Annotated in this window: 6 protein-coding genes and 4 pseudogenes; 2 read left to right on the forward strand and 8 right to left on the reverse strand. The window is 45.8% G+C overall.

The window, feature by feature from the left end; translation table 11 throughout:
• Nucleotides 1-326: 326 nt before the first annotated feature.
• The gene (locus ACESLK_RS10380; RefSeq protein ID WP_373229357.1) at nucleotides 327-6770 is read right to left on the reverse strand and encodes a GH32 C-terminal domain-containing protein; all 6444 of its coding nucleotides are present in this window, start codon (nucleotides 6768-6770) and stop codon (nucleotides 327-329) included.
• 521 nt (nucleotides 6771-7291) lie between these two features.
• On the opposite strand from ACESLK_RS10380, the pseudogene ACESLK_RS10385 reads away from it, so the two are divergent.
• Nucleotides 7292-8830 (forward strand): annotated as a pseudogene (locus ACESLK_RS10385) (glycoside hydrolase family 32 protein); the annotation flags it as partial.
• Nucleotides 8831-9400: 570 nt separating this feature from the next.
• Nucleotides 9401-11878: pseudogene (locus ACESLK_RS10390) on the forward strand (glycoside hydrolase family 32 protein); the annotation flags it as partial.
• 490 nt (nucleotides 11879-12368) lie between these two features.
• Here the strand turns inward: ACESLK_RS10390 and ACESLK_RS10395 are convergent.
• The 7 genes and pseudogenes from ACESLK_RS10395 to ACESLK_RS10425 all read right to left on the reverse strand — a co-directional run.
• Nucleotides 12369-14624, reverse strand: a complete 2256-nt coding sequence (locus ACESLK_RS10395; RefSeq protein ID WP_373229358.1) for a GH32 C-terminal domain-containing protein — start codon at nucleotides 14622-14624, stop codon at nucleotides 12369-12371.
• A 24-nt stretch (nucleotides 14625-14648) separates the two neighbouring features.
• Nucleotides 14649-15869, reverse strand: coding sequence for an MFS transporter (locus tag ACESLK_RS10400; RefSeq protein WP_373229359.1), 1221 nt, complete (start codon nucleotides 15867-15869; stop codon nucleotides 14649-14651).
• Nucleotides 15870-16378: 509 nt separating this feature from the next.
• Nucleotides 16379-17221: a carbohydrate ABC transporter permease gene (locus ACESLK_RS10405; protein WP_373229360.1), complete on the reverse strand. Its 843-nt coding sequence runs from the start codon at nucleotides 17219-17221 to the stop codon at nucleotides 16379-16381.
• A 17-nt stretch (nucleotides 17222-17238) separates the two neighbouring features.
• Nucleotides 17239-18117, reverse strand: coding sequence for a carbohydrate ABC transporter permease (locus ACESLK_RS10410; protein WP_373229361.1), 879 nt, complete (start codon nucleotides 18115-18117; stop codon nucleotides 17239-17241).
• A gap of 84 nt (nucleotides 18118-18201) precedes the next feature.
• Nucleotides 18202-19566 (reverse strand): ABC transporter substrate-binding protein, encoded by a 1365-nt coding sequence (locus tag ACESLK_RS10415; protein WP_373229362.1) that lies wholly within the window; start codon nucleotides 19564-19566, stop codon nucleotides 18202-18204.
• A 26-nt stretch (nucleotides 19567-19592) separates the two neighbouring features.
• Nucleotides 19593-20057, reverse strand: a pseudogene (locus ACESLK_RS10420) (DUF2961 domain-containing protein); the annotation flags it as partial.
• Between the two features lie 1264 nt (nucleotides 20058-21321).
• Nucleotides 21322-21542 (reverse strand): annotated as a pseudogene (locus tag ACESLK_RS10425) (right-handed parallel beta-helix repeat-containing protein); the annotation flags it as partial.

Raw genomic sequence — 21542 nt, forward strand, 5'->3', positions numbered from 1 at the left:
CCCTTTACAAACAAACGTTTACGTAATCGTTTTCATGCAATGCAGTAAAAATTTTCTCGTTTCCCTTTCGTAAACTGTGCAGCCGTTTCCCAAGCTCGCAGGAGTTGCTAATCTCTCTATGAAACCTTAAAGACGATACGTACTATTGATATAAAAACGTTTACGTAATCGTTTACATTATTATACCTTGCGAATTATTTTGTTGTCAATACATGATTCCTATTTAAGGGGCTATCCGAAATTATGAATTCCGGAAGCCCCTTATCAGGTACATTCATTCATTGAATGAATTTGAACAGGACAGCCGAAGCTTTAGAAAATGAGTCTTACTTCACGGGTACATTAATGTCATCGACGTTAATATGTCCCCAACCGCCTGTATTATTATCGACGATTTCAATATAACAAGTCGTTCCTACGCTTGCACCAGCGTCCCAGATTACTTTTCTGTAAGCTTCGGTATTGGCGCCTGTTGCCCTGTGAATAACCGCTCCAGTGGAGGCATTAACCAGTGCAACATATAAATTGGCTGCATTATCGCCTCCGCCAATCAGCATATCGATTTTACCAGTGCCGCCAAGGACGAAGTTCTGCGATCTCAATGTTCCAGCCTGGCTGTCCGCGCCTTCTTTATACCCCCACAGGTGGTAGGTATTATTCTGCTTGAACGGCCCGCCCCAACCCCAGTTGCGAGAGGAAGTCACATCACCCGCAGTGAATGCGTTACCGCTGACAATTGTCCAGCCGGTAAGATCGCCGGTCTCAAAATCATGGTTGGTCAGTTCCTTTGTTCCGTCCAATTGATAAACGGTCAGACTGTTCAAGATAACATTTCCGCCGATCGAATACAGCTCAAGACCCACATTGGAAATCGCGGTGAAGATTTGATCCGTAATAACCGCTTTGCCGTCGTTACCGTACAATTCAACAGATGCACGGTCCACGATGATCCGCATTTTCACTTTGTTGCCATCAGGCTGCATGACTACTTTGTGTTTAGCTGCAAAGGCAGGATAGAATTTGGAGTCTCCCGAGAATGTACGGTCGACAAACACCTCGGAAGTCGGTTTATTGTAACCAATGGTGGTCGAGTTGTTAGCGCCTGTACGAACTCTGAAGCCATATTCAGCAGCTGTAGCCGTGTCGTTCTGGAATTCCGCAACGATTTCGACCGTGCTTCCTGTTACTGAAGAAAGGAGGTTGCTGCCCGGTATAATCGTTTGGTTGGCCCAGCTGTTGCTCGTTCCGCGCAGAGAGTTCACCTCTGCGACTGGCGTTGGGGCCAATCTGACGCCTGCTGGTGTCGTAACCAGCTTCATCTCTTGCGGCAAGGTCATCGAGCTTCTCCAGATCGAAGTTGGGATGCTCTGGCTGTAATCCCAATTGTTCATCCATCCCAGCGCGATCCGGCGTCCGTTAGGCGCCCCGTCAAAAGTGATGGCCGCATAATAATCCGCGCCGTTGTTCACCCAAAGCTTGGTCGTGTTCGGGTTGTCGTTCGTAAAGGTTGTGCCGTTAAATTCTCCGACAAAGTACTGCATTCCCGAACCGCCTGCAGGAGTGCCGCCTGAGATGCTCACCGCAAGAACCCATTTCGTGTTGGCCGGGTTACCATCGACAGACAGCTGGTACAGGTCCGGACATTCCCACGTTCCGCCATGCTCACCGTGCGTGGCGCCGAATTCATACACCTTATCCCAGGTTTTCAAGTCGGTGGATGTATAGAAGTAAACTCTGTCAGCTGCTGATATAACCATGACCCATTTATTGCTGGCCTCATGCCATGTCACTTTTGGATCTCGGAAAACGCCGGGACCTTTATTTACCTTTTTAAGCACGTCCGGCATCTGTATGACCGGATTGCCTGAGTATTTAGTCCAGGTTCTACCCTTGTCATTACTGTAAGCAAGGCTTTGAGTTTGCGCATTCTCGCCTTTTTCACTTGTATACATAGCTACCATGACTTTCTCGGTACCTGTCTGGAAGCCGCTTGTATTGTTCGTATCAACCACTACACTCCCGGACCAGACAAAACCGTTAATGTCCGGCTCAAGCGCAATCGGAAGGTCCTGCCAATTTATCAGATCGGTACTGACTGCATGGCCCCAATACATCGGTCCCCATGTGGTTGCGGTCGGATTGTGCTGGTAGAACATATGGTACTCTCCCTCGTAGTATACGAGACCGTTCGGATCATTCATCCATTTGCGATCCGGTGAGAAGTGGAACTTCCCGCCGTAATGCTGATATCTATCGCTGGTCGTAATCTCGCTCTCCGTATTGAATACGCGGAAGTCGTCCACGTTGATGTGTCCCCACCCGCCGGTAGCATTGTCTACAACCTTGATATAAACTTGCTCTCCGAGGTGAGCGGAAGCATCCCAGAATACCCGGGTATACGACTCATGATCGTAGCCTGTGGCTTTCATCAGCTCGGCTCCGTCAGAAGCTCTTACTAATGCTGCATAGAGATTGGTGTCGCTCTTCCCGCCGCCGATCAGGAAATCGATCCAGCCGCTGCCGCCGAGCGTAAAGGTTGTGGATTTCATAACCCCTACCTGGGTGTCGCCTCCGTCTTTATGACCCCACATATGGTAGGTTCCATTGTGGTTGAAAGGCCCTTGCCAGCTCGAACCGTCAGTTGTGACATCCAGATTATTGAAGGCATCGCCGCTCACCATCGTCCAGCCGGTCAGATTGCCGGTCTCAAAGTCCGGATTCGTGATTGTCGTGCCAACCGGCGGTTGAGTCGGCACATTAACATCGTCCACGTTAATATGGCCCCATGCGCCTGTAGCATTATCTACAATTTTAATATACAATTCCTGATCGATGTAATCGGCCGCATCCCAATACATTCTGCTGTAGGCTTCTTCGTTTCCGCCTGTCGCTTTGAACAGTTCGGCGCCGTCCGATGCTCTTACGAGAGAAATGTACAGGTCATAATAGTTATTGCCGCCGCCGATTAGGAAGTCGATCTGACCGTTGCCGCCAAGTTTGAATTTCTCCGAGCGCATTGAGCCCACTTGAGCATCAGCACCCTCTTTTGCACCCCACAAATGATAATTTCCGTTTTGGTTAAACGGACCGCCCCAGCCCCAGTCGTTATCTGTTGTAACGTCACGGTAGCTGAACGCATCGCCGCTCAGGATCGTCCAGCCTGACAAGTTGTTATCAAATTCATGATTAATCAACTCGCCGTGTGCCGGTTCCGCTGTAACGGTAATCGCCGTATTGCCGCTAAAGCTGCCGACTCTTGTCTTAGCAGTGATCGTTGCCGTACCTACATTTTTAGCCGTCACTTTTCCGTTTACGACTGTTGCGACAGCCGTATTGCTGGACGTCCAGATCACGTCTTTGTTTGTCGCGTCAGCAGGTAGAACGTTCGGTACAATCAGTTGGGTATCCCCGTTGATAATGGTTTTACTGGCCGGCACCGTAACTCCTGTCGGATTAACGGTTGGATAGGCCGAATTCATCGCCCAAACTTTCAATGATTTAACCGTTACCGTGTTCGTGTCGCTGTTGGCCCAAACGCGAATGCCTTTCGCATCGCTGCGGGTAGGATATGCACGGGTGGTAAGTGCTTTCTGCCCGTTTAGGTAGGATTCCACCAGCGAGCGGTCAACCAAGATCCGCAGCTTGATGTTTTCTGTACCGATATCGACCGTGCCGCCGTGGAACCATTTTTCCACGTCTGGGTTCAAGCTCGATCTGGTGCGGTTAACGAAAAATTCTTTAGAGCTGCGTTTATAGTAAATAATCGTTTCTTCTTCCGCATTCGGCGAACGACGCAGGCTGATCCCTACTTCATTAGCCAATCCTGGTGCAATTTCCACTTCGATATCCACCATGTCGTTTGAAACGGAAGAAAGCGCTGTGTTTGCTGCTGCATAAGAAGTGTCTGCTGTGACATTAACCAACTGCGAGCCTCTCAGCGACTGCAGCTCGGAGATCGGCTCCATACCCAGTTTGCCGTCTGTCCGTAAGAATACGCTCAGTGGAGCGCCGAAGCTGTGCGCGTACCCTGCGTTGTAATCCATGGTCGCCGGTCTTCTGCCTTGTGCGATACTGTAAACAACTGTTCTTCCATCCGGGGTTACATCTGCAGCCGGTCCTGTGAAGTGTTCGCCCACATCAAGCAGCTGAGGCTCCGGATTGTCAGGTACGAAACGCGCTGTCGCAGCATTCCATGAACCGATCCAGTAATAAGTAAAACGTGATTGAAATTCCCCCCGGGACATTTTCGCCGGATTGATCAGGAGAATATGCTTGCCGCTGTTGCCAAGAGGTCTTAAAATCGGAAGCTCCCAAACGCGGCCGGTTTGAGGATACAGGCCGTAATCACCTGAATACAAGTCGCCGCGGAAAGACCAACCGCTTTCCAGTGTCGGATCTGTCGTTGAATAAATCAGTGCCGTACCGCCCGCATCATTCGGCTTTCCAGACGTAACGAGCATAAACCATGTGTCGCCGTCTCTGAAGACGAACGGATCGCGGAATTCACCCATGATCCCTTCTCCAGGCTGTTGATCCACGATGACCTTTGGACTTTTTGTCCAATTGTTCAGGTCATTGTCTCCATCCTCTGGAAACTTTGTGCGCATGATATTGATCCGTTGGCTTGGCGTTCTTCTGTCATCGCCGGCGGTATAGAAGAGAACCGGTAATCCGCTGCCATCAAGAGCAGACCCGCCGGCCCATGCGCCTTCGGGATCAACTGCATTTTTCTCCGGAATGATCGCGTCCTTGGCATCTCTCCATTTCACCATGTCCGTACTGACCAAATGGCCCCAACGGATATGATTCCAGTATGGTCCTCTAGGATTGCTTTGATAGAAAACATGATATTGTCCGTTGAAGAAAATCGGACCGCCCGGCTCGTTCTGCCAATGCGCGGGAGGCTGCGCATGGAATTGCGGACGCTCTTTGTCATTAGCAAGCTTGCTTCTGTCGATTCGGTTATTCGCCGTAGGCAGATTTTTTCCTGGCAAAGCATTTACATAAGCATCGTAAGCTCCTTGAACCTCCGAAGCGCCCATAGCAATACTGCGTACTTTCACTTCATCAATAAGACCGCTAAACATGTTCAGGTTAAAGCCATACAGCCAGAAGCCCTGATTGTTCTTGCCGATCATCAGATCGGTTGCGCTTGGAACAATGGCTTCACCTGCAGGAAACTGGGCCGAGTCTACCTGTTTGCCGTTCAGGTACAGGGAAGCGATTCCTGTAGCGCTTTCATAAGTTGCAACTACGTAGCTCCACTCATCAATCGGGAGCAGCGTCTCTGACATCATTTCACGCCAGTTTTCGCCGGTTCCGAATTGGAGTCCCCAAGTACCGTGACGGTAGTTGCCTAGGATGAAGCCTTCCTTCGCTTCACGGTTATGTTGGTTGACAATAGCCGACAAGCGGTTATCGTCGCCATGCTCAAAGTTTCGAGGCGCTACCCAAGCTTCGACGCTAAGAGCTTTTCCCGGAGCTGGAGTTTTTTCCGGTGTCCTCGTTACATATGTGGAATAGCCGTCAAAGAGCAGAGCGCCGCCGCTGATGCCGTCTGTTTTCCACAATGGGCTTTGAGCAGGCTGGTTCATACCTGTATTGAGGTGATACGCGACCGGATCAGAGGTATTCGATACGGTTTCAAGCGCGTTTGCGCCGCTGGCTTCGTTCAGTTTCCAATGACCAAGCAAGCCGCCCGCATATTTGGAATTGAAGACATTGAAATCGTCTACTCCGATATGTCCCCAGCCGTCCGTATTGTTGTCGACGATTTTGATATATACGTCTTGTCCAATGTAAGGGGATGCATCCCAGAATACGCGCTGGTAAGCCTCCGAATTGCGTCCCGTTTCCTTTATCAATTCCACTCCGTCCGAATTCCGAACCAACGCTACGTACAAGTTGCTAATGTTCCGACCACCGTTGATCAGGAAATCGATACCGCCGTTTCCTCCTACGGTGAAGTCAGTTGATCGGATAACGCCGACTTCAGTGTCGCCTCCGACCTTGAAGCCCCACAGGTGATAGTTCCCGACTTTGCCGAATTTGCCGCCTTGACTGTAATATTCCTCATGCGTCAGGCTGCTCGCCGCGAAAGCATCACCGCTGACGTTGATCCAGCCGTTGATTGTGCTAGGGAACAAATCCGACAGTTCGAAATCATGGTTGTACAGCGCCGGTTCAACGTGTGCGTTGAGCGATGCTGTAGGCGGGACATTAACATCATCGATATTCAAATGTCCGTTTGTCGAGTTATCCACCAATTTGATGTATACCACCGTGCCCACATGAGCGGAAGTATTCCAGTTGACCGTAGAATACGCATCCGAATTGGTTCCTGTCGCTTTCATCAATTCTACACCATCCGAATTGCGCACAAGCGCCACGTAAACATTAGCGAGGTCGTTGGTTCCTCCGATTTTAAAGTCAATCAGACCATTGCCCCCAAGTGTAAAGGTCTCTGAACGCAACACACCTAGCTTAGAGTTATCGCCTTTTCCTCCCCAAATGTGCCAGAAATTATTTTGGTTAAACTTTTGCTTATTCCAGTAGTCCGTATCCGTCGCAACATCTCCGGAACTGAAGGAAGTCCCGCTTGTTACTGTCCAGCCGTTCAGATTTCCATCCTCAAAAGACGGGTTAGTTATCGTATTGGCAAAGGCATGTGCTGTGTTTGTACCTGCGGGTAGATCTAATGGCAGCCATAGCACAACGGCAAGAAGCACGCAAAAGGTTCTATAAAGGTAGTTTTTCCAAGATACTGTCACTAATAATTCCTCCTGTAATTAGAAAATTTTTTTTTGTTGAATAAACCTTCATAATCTTCATCGATGTACGTTCTGTTGTATCTTCCAGTCGCAATTATGTAAGATTCAACAGGATTACTTTATTCTCCACCTCCCTTGGTATTAAATGATTTCTCTTTTACGTAATCGTTTGCGTAAACGTTTACGTAAAAGAGAAAAAAAATAAGGTTCAATTAGGCAGGGATACAAATTTATTTGCCGATAATGAACCTTGATTTACTAGCGCGAACTAATTGTAACCGCTTTCTTTCATAATTGTCAAAGGCTTAATTTACCAAATATTATATAACTTCATTTATTATCCTCCTCTATCTTGCAAGCGCTTTATATAATGTGGTAGCATAAATTTTGGAAGGGATGTAATCGTTTACGTAAACGATTACGTAATTAAGAGGTGATGCCTTGGAAATAAAATTAGCTGAATCCAGATTTATTATTTCAATTATGAAAGGTGATGAGTTTATTTGAAGAAATCAGGTAGAATATTCGCAGCTTTTGCACTATCACTAACACTAGCTCTTCCTGCTAACCTTACAGTTGAAGCAAAAGCTAAAGTACAAGAGTCGCAATACTACCAAGAGGATTTCCGTAACCAATATCATTTCTCCCCAGAAGCTAATTGGATGAATGATCCGAACGGCATGGTCTATTATCAAGGTGAATATCACTTATTCTATCAGCACCATCCCTATGCTACCACAAATGGTCCCATACACTGGGGACATGCAGTAAGCAAGGATCTCATCCATTGGGAACACTTACCTATTGCCTTACCCCCCGATGAGAATGGCTTGATATTCTCTGGTAGCGCAGTTATTGATTGGAATAATACAGCTGGCTTCGGCAAAGAAGCGATGGTTGCTATTTTTACGCATGCTTCTGGACCTAGACAGGTACAAAGTATTGCCTATAGCAACGACAAAGGAAGAACGTGGACTAAGTACGAAGGCAACCCCGTGATGCCAAACCCCCCTCAGTTCGATTGGAGAGATCCAAAGGTATTCTGGCACGAGGAATCAAGCCAATGGGTCATGCTTCTAGCTGCGGACAATAAAGTCATGTTATATTCCTCCCCGGATCTCAAGGTGTGGAATCATGAAAGCGATTTCGGAGTTGATGGAGGTATTCAAGGCAACGCTGCACAGAGCGCTTCCTCCTCTGCGATCTCTGCTCAGAAAGGCGGATCCTTCACTTATGAAGGAGAAGTAATCCTTGTTGAATTCAATGGTCGCAAAGGTTCAGGCGGATTTGTATTCCGCTCGGATTCAGAAATGCGAAATGGATATGTTGCTGTTCTTGATCCTGAGAATGATGTCGTGAGCCTGCGTTTGCTTCAAGAAGGTATAGAAACGGAGCTTGCTTCAACGTCCATGGAGCTTGATATCGACATCCAATACCGCATGAAAGTAGAAACTAACGGAAGCAAGATCAAAGTCTTTCTGAATGATCAATTAGTCATAGAACTAGAGGACTCTACTCTAGAGAGCGGACATTACGGTTTAACTACATGGAATTCAAATTCCGTTTTCCGGAATATGAAGTTTAACAATACATCTAACGTAGTGACCAACTTGAACGGGTGGTCGTCTGTCACTGGAACTTGGGAGGACACCCTTGACGGTAAGCAAGGAAGCTCGGATGGTGAAGCTTATACCATGAGCAAAAACTCAGCTGACACGTTCAGCTACGAATCCAATATCAAGATATTCGCAGATTCCGGAGACGGCGGTGCAGCTTCACTCGTGTTCCGTGCGGATCCAGAGGCTAAGAACGGCTATGCGGTCAGTATTGACGATGCGAGCAATAAGCTCATCCTCGTTAAGCTGGTTGACGGTGTAAGCACGGTTATAGCGGAATCGGATGCGGATATTGAACCAGACAAGTCCTATCACTTGAAGATAAGTGCGGCAGGCACAGATATTAAAGTCTATTTAGACGGCAACCAGGCCCTGGCTGCTGCTGATCCAACTTACACGGACGGATTACTCGGCCTTCATACCTCGAATTTATCAGCTGTTTTTCAGAATATACAAAAAACAAAGCTTATTATCACGGATGCTGCGGACATTGAGAACCATGACTTTGAAACCGGGGATCTAAGCGGCTGGACAATAGCTCGAGGCAATGCGTTCACCAATGAGCATGTGTCTGAAGCCACCTCCTATTGGGGCGGACCTTTCGGTCATCAAGGCAACAGTCATATGTGGGGTGCAGCCGTACCTCCCTATGATGAATCAATAGGTGAGCTTCACTCCTCTCCCTTCAAGCTCAGTGGATCAGGGGAGATTAATCTCATGCTTGGCGGCGGTAACGATCTTAAATCCAGATATGCCGCACTGGTTAGAGCTTCAGATGATAAGGAACTCATTCGACAAGAAAACAAGCTATGGGCGGATGATGAGAAATATCGCAAGTATGTTTGGGATGCATCCCCTTACTTGGGTGAAGTTTTCTACATCAAGGTCGTTGATATCTCTACAGGCGGCTGGGGTCATATTAACGTAGACGACGTGAATGTTAATAACACGGGTCCTATGCCCGATGCAGTCGATCAGATTGCCGCCGAACCGGAGGAACCGGAATTATTCCAGAGTGGAGCTTTAACTGATTGGAATGGAGTAACTGGCCAATGGGTTCCTTCCACCTATGGCCGATACGCAGGTTTCTGGGAATGCCCTGCATTATTCACCTTACCTGTAGATGAAAATCCGGATAATAAGCAGTGGGTTCTGCAGGTGAGTCTTCAAAACGGATCTGCTGCCGGCGGAGCCGGTATGATGTATTTTGTCGGCGACTTTGACGGTAATTCGTTCCAAAGCGATAACACTCCTGATAAAGTACTATGGTCCGATTATGGCGGAGATTTCTACGCGGGAGTGGAATGAAGTAACCTTGAAGGCGAAAACGGGGAGAAATATTGGTTGGCTTGGATGAACAACTGGTCTTATGCAAACCAGATACCTACGTCGACATGGAAAGGGTCCATGACACTTCCAAGGAAGATGGAGCTGACCCAAACCGCTGACGGTCTGCGACTGAAACAGACGCCAGTTTCATTAGAGGAATTACGTGAGAATAATAAAAAGATCAAGTTAAAGGACGAGTCTATTACGGAAAACAATAATAGCCTCTTATCGGAATTTTCAGGCGATACTTACGAAATGATTGCGGAGTTTGATGTCTCCAATGCTACTGCTTCGGAATTTGGGTTTAAGGTTCGTAAGGGTAAATTCAATCGAGGTGAGACTACGGAGGAAACCGTAGTCGGTTATGATGTGGAAGGTCAGCAGTTATTCGTAGATCGTTCCCATTCCGGCAACTTAAATTTCAGCAGAAATCTAAAAGGGAAACAAGAAGCCCCTATGGGTTTAATGGATGGCACTGTAAAAATGCATATTTTTGTGGATCGCTCATCTGTTGAAGTCTTCGGAAACAATGGGATAAGAGCGTTAACGAATCAAGTGTTCCCTCTTCCTTCAAGCAAGGGACTAGAGATTTATAGCAAAGGCGGAACAGTAACCCTGAAATCACTTGAAATCTATCCAATCAAGTCCATTTGGGGAGAAAGTCCAGTCAACTCCGATTTGACTGACTTGACGACCATTAACGGAAACTGGGCGGACACCCGTAATGGCAAGCAAGGTCAAAGCGGCGTAGATTCCTTTGCAGTGTCCAATAACTCAGGCAGCAATTTCACCTACGAAGCGGATATTCAGGTGCCGGATACGGACTCACACCCTGATGATCCAAATAAGGATTTAGTTGGCAATGCCGTAGGTGCAGGGGCTCTGATCTTCCGTTCTGACGCCTTAGCGAACAACACCTATATGGCCACATTAGATGTTAGCAACAACCTGGTTAAGCTGATAAAGATAGTGGACGGCCAGCATACTCTCCTAGCTGTCTATGGTGAACAAGATGGACTGCAGCTAAAGGTCAACACCAATTACCACCTAAAAGCAGTAGCAGAGGATAAAGTTATCCAGATATACCTGGACGATGCGCTTATTCTTACTGCTGAGGATGATACCTTTACTGACGGTCTCTTCGGTCTTAATGTTTGGCGGACTACCGCATTCTTCAACAACATTAAATTCAATAACCAAACTAACTTCAATACGAATCTGATGGGTTGGAAGGCCTTTGATCAAGCATGGCAGAATACACTAGACGGAAAAATTGGAGATTCCGTAGATAACACTACTATTATGTCTGCTAACAGTGATGAGAATTTCCGATACAGCGCCAACATCACCTTCGATAAGAAGGATGGGAAAAAAGGCAGCGCTGGCCTTGTCTTTAGAGCCGATGAGGAAGCAAATAACGGATACAAAGTTACCTTGTACGCTTCCAAAGACAAAGTAGTATTGGAGAAATTGACCAACGGCCAAGCAATACCGTTTAAGGATGCGACAACGGATAAAATTAAACCGGGAAAAACAGTTGTTGTCGAAGTGAAGACTGTAAACACAATGATTCAGGTTTCGATTGACCGCAAGTCGATCATCGAAGTTGAAGATACCGCTTATGCATCCGGAAATTATGGTCTAATCGTAGATGGAAGCAAAGCTTCTTTCCAGAATGTTCTTAAGAGCCGAGTGATTCTTTCCGAGAAAACAACCTTGGACAATCCCGATTTCGAAGCTGGAAACCTGAATGGCTGGACATCGGTAAGCGGCAATGCCTTTACGGATAACCATGTTTCTGCTACTGACTTCTCCCAAGAAGGAACGTATTCCTTATGGGGGTTTAATCCTTCCATTGGGGGTGATGGAGTAACTGGAAGCTTGAAGTCCAACGACTTTAAGCTGACCGGGTCTGGGGAAATTAATTTCCTTATGGGCGGCGGCAATGACCAGATTCATTTATATGTTGCACTTGTGAGAGCTTCTGATGACGTCGAGCTCGTCAGAACAACTAACCTTGGCTGGAATGATGATGAGATATTGCGTAGAATGATACTGGATGCTTCTGAATATGTCGGAGAAGTGGTCTATATTAAACTCGTAGATACGGCTACAGGCGGCTGGGGCCATCTGAATGTCGATGACTTCCATGTTCACAATTAAATAAAGAACAAAATCACCCTAACAGGTGACTTAGCCTTCTAGCCAACGATGTGCTCATCCGTTGGCTTTTTTGTTTTCTTACCATTGTCTTAACACATTCACGGTAAATAAATATTAAAAATAGCGCGTATATGCAGTTATTCGATGGCGAAAAGAAGCTTTTGGTGGAAATAACAACATAGTGCATTAATTATCCGATATTCTAGCTATCGATCCATGTTCCCATCTTTTAGATGTATCTCTGCAGTTATTCCTCAGTTGATAGACTGCATTAGGTGAATTAGATGTAACTGTGTGTTTATTTTTCTGTGACGGTGTTCTTCTCTACCCTCATGCTGCTTGAACATCCTGATTACCCTTTCTATTTTCAACCGTCGAGTTATCCACAGTTTTTTATCTTTCATAATTTCCTATACAATCAAAAAACATTGAGGCTGCCGGACTCGACAGCCTCAATGTTTTAAAAGCATCGTCTCTTGTCGCAATCGGCCTAACTCTCAAATGCACGTTTCATTTCCCAAACTTCCATCGATTTCACCGTCAGGGTGCCTTCGCCCCAAATCTGCAATCCAAGCGCATCCGTGCGGCTCGGATAAACGCGGGTCGTCAAGCTCTTCAGCTCGTTGGCATAAGCCTCTACCATGGAACGGTCCAAATACATTTGCAGCTTCAAATTCTCTCCGTTCAAGATCAGTCTTCCGCCTTGAACCCCTCTGTCCCAATCCGCCAATTCGTCCAACGACGATTTGTTGCGGTCTACGATTAAAGCCGATTTTTCCTTGTCATAATAGAGCAACGTTTCTTCTTCTCCACCGGGGGAGCATCGGAATTTAATTCCTAACTGTCTGCACGTTCCCGCTTCCAGCTCTACTTGAATTCCCAGCATATCGCCTTTGACGTTTTTTAACAGATTGTTAGCTTCGTCTAATGATTTATTTTCGATGGTTACGAGTTTTTCGCCGCGAAGCAGCTCAATCTCTTCGATGGGCCTTATTCCAAGACGCCCATCCTCTCGAAGGAAGATGCTAAGGGGGATTCCCGCATTATGGGCATATCCCGAATGATAATTAATTTCCGCCGTTCTGACCCCCTGGGAAATGGTGAATATGAGCTGGCGTCCCGTCTTCGGATCAACCATGCCGCTAGGACCTGTGAAATGGAAATCGCCTAGATCGATCAACTGCGGTTCTTCCTGATCTGAAGTAAATCGCATGGCATCCTTGTCGAAGGTGCCAATCCAGTAGAAGACTTCCACATCGGCTCCCGGGCCAAGAGGGCTAATGAGCAAAATATGTTTTTCAGTTCCTGTTTTGTCCTGTCCGAGCGGAAGAAATACAGGCAATTCCCACATGTTACCGAGATAAGGATATTTCATGTTATCGCTGATATAAAAGGGACCCTTATACTCCCATTTAATCATGTCACTTGACGTATAAGCGAGTGCCGTTCCCCCTTGGCCCTCGGTGCCCGAACCAATCAGCAAGTACCAAGTGTCCCCGTCTTTCCAGACAAAAGGATCGCGGAAATCGCCAAACATGCCTTGTCCTTTCTCTTGAACGATAACAGGAACGGGGTGTTTCTCCCAACGGACTAGATCGTTATCACCGTCTTTCAGAAAGGTGCTTCGCGCCAGTCCTACCCGTTGGTTAGGAGTGGCACTATCGTCGCCGGCTGTATAGAACAATGCTGGAATGCCGTTCTCGTCATAAGCGGCGCTGCCGGACCAAACGCCATCCGGATCAAGGCCGTTCTCCTCTGGAGCAAGCGCCCAGGGCAGATCCCGCCAATGTGCTAAATCAGTGCTGACCCAATGGCCCCAATGGATCGTATGCATATAGGGTCCATGCGGATCATGCTGACAGAACAAATGATATTGCCCGTTAAAATAAATTGGCGCGTGCGGCTCGTTCATCCAATGCTGCGGTGGACTGATATGGTATTGCGGACGGTGCCTGTCATTTTCAAGCAAGCGACGGTCCAGTTTAATATCGTCGTACGGAATCGCTGGAATCGAACCTCCGTGCGGAGTCACATATTGACGGTAAGACTGTCTCACATCCTCGGGCGAAAGCGCTTTGTTATAGATTTTTAATTCATCGATCATGCCGCTGTACATATTAAGCACATACGGCGTATCGCCCAATTTATAGCCCTGGTTATTCATGGCAATCATTAAATCCTTGTTGCACGGTGTAATCGCAGCGTTGCTGACAATTGATTTAGCGGCAACCTCTTCGCCGTTGAGATAAAGCTTCATCATGGCATTCTTCCGGTCATATGTTGCAACAATATAGGACCATTGATTCAGGGGAAGGAAATATCCATCCGCCCAAATTTCCACCCATTCGTTATATAATCCCAATTGCAAGGACCATTGGCCATGACGTAAAATACCAAAGACAAACCCTTCCTTTTTCTCGCGGTCATGCTGATTTACGATCGGCGAAAGCCTCGCTTCGATGCCTTTTTCATAAGCACGCGGCGCCACCCATGCCTCAATCGTAAGCGCGTCCTGCAGCTTAACGATTTTCTCTGCAGGACGTGCGATCCAATTGGAATATCCATCAAACAGCAGCGCATTGCCGCTGATGCCCTTTCTCCTCTGTGGATCGTGCGATTCGTTATACTGCGCTTCGTTAAACACGTACTCAATCTTATCGTTGATTCCCGTAACATGATCTAAAGCTTCCTTTCCTTTTACTTCGTCAAAAGACCAATGGGCGATCAATCCTTGTTTGTTTTCCATTTCAACTTTCCTTTCTAAATTGTTTTAGATTTTCATAATTCCCGCTGCCTCAGCAATCGGTTCCTTTCGAAACAGAGGTGTAATGATTAACAGTCCTAACGCAAAAAATACACCTGCCAACAGATACATCACCATAACGGACAATTGCTCTTTAAGCCACCCCGACATGCTCATTGTAATCAGCATTGAGCCCATAAACAGAGGAGACAAAATTCCGTTCACTCGACCCACATACGCTTGCTCCGTATTTTTCAAGATCAATGTTTGGACCGCAACTTGAAAGCCGGGCGTAACCATACCGATAAGAAATTGGGCAGAGAGCGTAAGCCACAATAACATGGACAATCCTGATACTGCCATACATACCGCATTTACTGCCAAACCGACAGCGAGCAGGGAGCGGGCCGACATCACTTTGCTCAATATTACCGTTAAGGCTCCGCCGACAATCATCCCCGTTCCGTTCAAAGACATCAGCCACTGTAAATAATCCTTTGGCAGTCCGAGTCTCTCCGTGATGAGAAAGATACCCAAGGGTTGGATAAACCCGACACCAAGACCGGTAAAGCAAAAGCATGTTCCCAACAAAAGCAAAATACGCTTCTCCTTGATATAATGCAGTCCCTGCACCATTTCGGTTCTCATGCTGTTCGAAAGCTTCATCTTGTCGTGTTTAGCGTCTGCAGGCAGCATAGATAAGACAGCGGCCGAGAGAAGGAAACAAATCGAAACCAAACCGATGGCGATTTCAACACCGAATTGATAATAAAACAGCGTACCCAGTACCGGGCCGATCAATGTAAAGACGGCCATTACGGACTGGAACAGAGACATACCCGTCTGAAGCTGATCCTCCGGCACATGCTGCTTAAACAATTTCATGCCCGATGGTTGGGAAAATTGAGACAAGATCGACGAAACCAGCGTAGCCAAGAATACGACCTTCCATGTTCCGAGCAGCAAGGCCAACAGAACGAACGCAACCGATATCGCGCTGCCCACATCGCACAAGACCATCGTTTTTTTTGGCTTCCATCGGTCTGCCCATACACCTCCAATGAAGGAGAAAATAAATATAGGCGCAAATTCGGCAACCGATATCATAGATACGGCTAATGCACTGCCGTCCGTCTGCTCCATAACAAACAACAAAACCGCAAAGTTCCTAACCCAAATACCGAGCTGCAAGAAAGCCATGGACAACAAAATTCCGATCATAAACCGATTCCGCAGTAACTTGCCCATCCCCGCCTTATTCTCCTTTAAATATGTGTTAAACCGATTCACGTAATCGTTTACGTAAACGTTTACAACGCTTGATGTTTTGTATTATAAACATATCATCCCTAAAAGTCTATTAAAAATCCTAAAAATGAATTCAAGCTACATATCTCCATGTGTTCCACCATTAAGCCGCCATCCCCCCATATCTGAATCCCTAAAGCATCGTCTCTTGTCGGTTATACTTTGGTCCAGATCGCGCTGTTTCAGGATATATAGATCATATTACAGGTACTTTTACCACTAGTTGCTCTTTCAATCGTTTTTTTGAATCCATTAGCGGTAGAAATAAAACTAATCTCTGAAATAGAGTAACCCTGCCCCTCGGAGCTATATACTTTCTTATATGCCGACAAAAAACAGTCAGGCTGCCGGATACGGCAGTCTGACTGTTATTGATGAGCCGAACACGACTATGATGTTCTTTTAGAATTCCTCCATGTTTCATATCTCTCATATCATATTTTCCATAGCTATTCCTTAACCGCACCCATCGTCATTCCACTCACAATAAATCTTTGTATTAAGAAGGAAATAAGAACAACTGGAAAACTGAAGCAGACAGCCGCAGCAGTCATCGGCCCTAAATCTAGATTATAAGCTCCCAAAAACTCCGAAAGACCGACCGGCATTGTCTTGGCAGAAGTACTAGTCATCATCAAAGCCATCAGAAAGTCATTCCACGACATTAAGTAGCTGAAGATAGCAGTAGTCGCCAAGCCGGGAAGTGAAATGGGCAGAATGATCTTTATGAACGCACCGAATTTACTACAGCCATCTACACGTGCTGATTCGTCCAATTCTTTAGGCAAGCCATCAAAGAATCCAATCATTAACCAAATAACGAATGGGATGTTAATGCTTGTATAAATAAGAGTCAAAGCCAGCTTCGTATCGTACAAGCCCAATTGGTTAATAATCCGATACATCGGAACAGCCACACTAATCATAGGTACCATTCGAACAGCTAATGTCAGCAGTAGAAACATGTTCCCTAAGCGAGAGGAAAAGCGAGATAATCCATAGGCAGCTAATGAACCCAGAAACACACTTATTAAAGTGCTGAAGATGGCAGTAAAAAAGCTATTTCCGAAATACTTGCCAATTGGAAGAACGTCAAACATGGTTCGATAATTATCAAACGTAAAGACAGAGGGAAGCAAGGTCGGATTGGACGAAATCACCTCCGTAGAAGGCTTCAGGGAAGTCATAATTAAATAAACGTATGGAAAGATGAATGCAAGCACCAGTGATCCCGTTAATAGTAGGATTAAAGTAGAGCTTACCGTTAATCTTCGATTAGTAAACGTGGTCATTCCGATAACCCCCTATGTCATACTGCCTTATTGTTTGGGCTCCATAATCGATACATGAAAAATCCGCATATCGACATTAATGCAATCATAAATAAAATGGCCATCGCACTGGCATAACCGACCTGATTATAGCGGGTCATGGTGTTGTAAATCACCGTACTTAATACGGAAGACGCGAAATTAGGACCACCTTGCGTTAATACCCAGATGATATCGAATGATCGTGCCGCATCGATCATACGAATCAGGACTGCCACCACGATTACCGGTCGAAGATTAGGCAGTGTAATGTGCCAGAATCGTTGACTGCGGCTAGCGCCGTCAATGTGTGCAGCTTCGTAAAGCGTTCCAGATATCCCTTGAATGCCAGCAAGCAGAACCAGCATCATAAATGGCGTAGTCAACCAAACATCAGCTATTATGCAGGAAAGAAGGGCATATTTGCTATCTGATAACCACAGAATGCTCTGCGGACTATCAATAATATTCAGCTTGAACAGTACGGAGTTAAGGATCCCGAACTGATCATTAAGCATGAATTTCCATATTAAACCGCATACAAGCGGTGCAATCATAAGTGGACTTAAAAAGAGCGTACGTGTAAAATGACTGCCTCTAAACCCTGTACTGAGCAACAGTGCCAGGATGAGTCCGAGCACCAACTCAATCGATACGGCTCCAATTACAAAAGTGATAGTATTGTATAAGGATTGATGGAAACGGTCTGAATTCAAAGCATTAGCGTAATTCTCCATACCTACAAATTGCATGCTTGTTTTTGAATCAAACAAACTATCTCTTAGTAAGAGAAACATGGGATAAAGAAAAAAGAGAATCATAAAAGCGGCAGCCGGAGAAAAAAACAATAATGCAGTACTTCGATCACCCTTGTTCATGGAGTCACGTCCTATCTATGGATGGAATGGAATCAGAGGATAGGTCTCATTCACCTATCCTCTGATTAACTTTTAAGCGCTTAATTATAGTCCATGAATCTCATTAATGATTTTTGCGGCTTCATCCAGTGCCTCTTGAGGAGTTGATTTACCTGATAAAGCGGCTTGAACTGCAGGTATAAGTGCTTCACTCTCAATTTCGTTCCAATGTTCAAGTACAGGACGGTTAAGTGTTTGCTTAGCCGACAGTGTTGTTGTAAGTGAATTTAGATGAGCATATTCTGGTTTAGATCCGTTCTTGTCAAATATCGATTTGCGAGCGGCTACACCAATAACCTCTAAGAATTGCTCATTCCGTTCAAACAAGAACTTGACGTACTCTTTAGCGATATCCTTTTTCTTAGATGAAGCTGGAATCACTTGATACCAAGGTCCAGGAACAACTCCGATTCCCGCTGCTCCGCCGATCATCGGCGCAGTGCCTACTTTGCCTGCCACTTTCGATTTTGCAGGATCGTTAGATGGGACGAAGAAATGTCCCCACTCCAGCATCATAGCCATCTTGCCATTCCAGAACAGCTCGGCAATTTCATCGGAAGCCATGTTCAGCGCACCCTCAGGAGCCGACTTGTCTTCTCTGAGAACCTTTACTAGGAAATCCAACGCTTCCACGTATGGCTTAGTATTGACATTCGCTTTACCGTCTTCGCCGACAACTAGGCGATCAGCACCGGCTTGCAGAGAATGGTCCAGCCAGCTTGCGACGGAATCTCCATTGTTCTTGCCTAATACACCAGTACCGTATAAATCGATTTGGCCGTCATTGTTGGTATCGCGAGTGAAGAATTTGGCGACATCACGATACTCTTGCCAATTCGTCGGAGGCTTTAACTCGTAGCCATATTCCTTCTTGAAGGCTTCCATTTCTTTCGTGTCCTCAAACAGGTCTTTTCGGTACTGCATGGTCTTCGAGTTAGTCCATACAGGCATGCCGAGCTTCTTGCCGTCTACGATTGCGCCATCTATTAAATTAGGAAACAGATCGCTGTTTACTTCATCTGTATACAGATCATCCATGGATTCGAGACCACTCGCCAATGCCGGGAACCACAAGATATCAATCGTGGCCACATCATAAGACCCTGCCTTGGCTTTCAGCTCTGCGTTTAACTTATCAAAGACGCCGATATAGGGAACCGATTCAATTTTAACTTCATATCCTGTCTGCTTCTTGAATTCCTCCGCTGTTGCAGTGGCCACTTTAAAGGCTGGACTGCCACCCTCTACAAGCACGGTAATAAACTGTCCACTCTTACTTGCCTGCGGGGATTCATTCGATTTGCTGCTTTCCGGTGCTTGTTCATTGTTGCCCGCACAGCCCGATAGAATGGCTGCCAAGATTAGAACAATTGCCAATGAAATCGTATTTAGTCGTTTGTTCAAACTCATACTTAACGCCCCCTGAATAGTTAATTTTAACGATCCCACAATCCGTGCTCCGGCCATCTGCGAGGCAATCTTTGTTCCACTGGCGGCAAAGCTTCAAGCGGTTTATGCGGCTCTAACTGGTACCAATAGGCTACGCTGGAAAGTTCATTCCCTTTGTTATTGGCATGTCCATGTTCTATCGTTACCCTGGTTGACTTCTTGAAACGAACGGGATCCTCCACTTGGAATCTGTACAAGCTCCATTTACCGAAATGCTCCTGAACATCGCTGCCTAGCGAAACACCGTGATAAGTCGCTGAATATTCCTCGCTCGGAAAACCCCATGCAGCGTTGAAATAGTCCTCTGTGCCGGTTCCATGCAAGGACGGCGGCCAAATGTCTCGATCGATAAAAATCATGTCATCGCCCTCTCCCGGCCAAGTAAATTCTTGGTTGGAAGCGTCGAAGTTGTCAATATTCAGCACGCAGCCCACATAATGACCTTTACCCTCGGCGTCAAAGAGGGACTCTTACGCTCGGATTTTCTTCGCCATCCCAATACATCTCAATGACAAGCTTCCGCAGATACATAAGGGAGTAGCATCGAGTTCATCCATATATGCTTGATGGATCCAGGCCCCTTAATATCTGCCACGATGAATGTTTCTCCGGGTGCTACGACCTTGAAATCCTTGTTTCCCCTGTACGATCCCAGCTTGATTCGCGAAGGCTGCGTGCATTTTTGATCAATGGTAGTCCTCCAAGCGACTGTTCGGTTGTCATACGTTCATTGTCAGATCCTCCTAAGATGATTGAGTAGTTGCTTTTCTTTTGAGGTAATTCCAGGAATGACCGTGAGCTCATATCCAATCATTCCGATGCTGTCAGAAAGCCGTTGTTAGCGCTTACCTTGAATTTATTGTATACTAGAAAAAGGTTTACGTCATTGGCAAAGATTATCGGATAATTGTCATATATTGCTTTTCAATTCAGCCCTGGAGGCGATACTTTTGATAGCTCAACAGCTTTCCCCCTATATCCGCGTAGCGATGGACAGCAGAGTTCCCTTTCCATGTTGTTAGGTGCAAAAAATCTGGAACCACTGGAAATTACCATGTAAGGAAAGTTGTGAACTATAAGATTTCATTAAGCTCTGATCAAGTTTTTTCATTTAGAATATTTTTGATTTTTGAAATAAGCTCGTTAAACATTCCAGCATGTACTCTAATAGTCACTTGTACAAATTTTATTTTAACTTGTTCTTCGGATAATCCAAACATTTCATATTCATTAACCATTTTTCTGGTGGCTCATCTCCCGGTAATTTGTAGGAGTGGTTTTCAAACCAGCTAATATGTACAGGTTCTAAAGTATGTAGCCTTAATGGAAAAGACAGATAGAGGCTCACAGTACCTTTCTTCTGAACTCCGTCAATTACAAGACCATTTAGCCATCGTTCCATCTTATTCAAAGCTCGCTTATCCCTGGGATAATGCAAAAAATTTACTTCGTTAAAAGAAGTAAACCTGGCTTGTTTCGAATATATTGAAGGGTTTATTAAAAGAAGACATTTTCTGGCAGTCTTCCTAAAGAAACATTCCTTTTTTCTGTCTACTTTATTGGCATTTATCCAAATATGGGAAACACTATAAAAAGAGGCACTTCCATAGCTAGGAAGCACCCCAAAAATTAAATGACAAACGAAATTCAAGTGTCCGACTTGCAATTGAAACTTTGGAACAAAAACTACCACAAAAACATAGTTGAATATATCATTTATGCTCCTGGCGTTGGAGTGGCTCTGAATGCATTTACAGTCTTGTCCATAACAACCTGTGCATCACTTCCCGAATCAAGAATCGTATTTTGAAGCGATTCTTTTTCTACCCATACTGTTGTTACGGTAAGCGGCTCTGATGCTTCGGTAGTCAACAAAGCGTCTACTTGCGCAGAGAAACAAGAATCACTTATCTTGGCATGAACCTCCGTGGCAACAA

The sequence above is a fragment of the Cohnella sp. genome, assembly GCF_041640265.1.
Lineage (GTDB): Bacteria > Bacillota > Bacilli > Paenibacillales > Paenibacillaceae > Cohnella.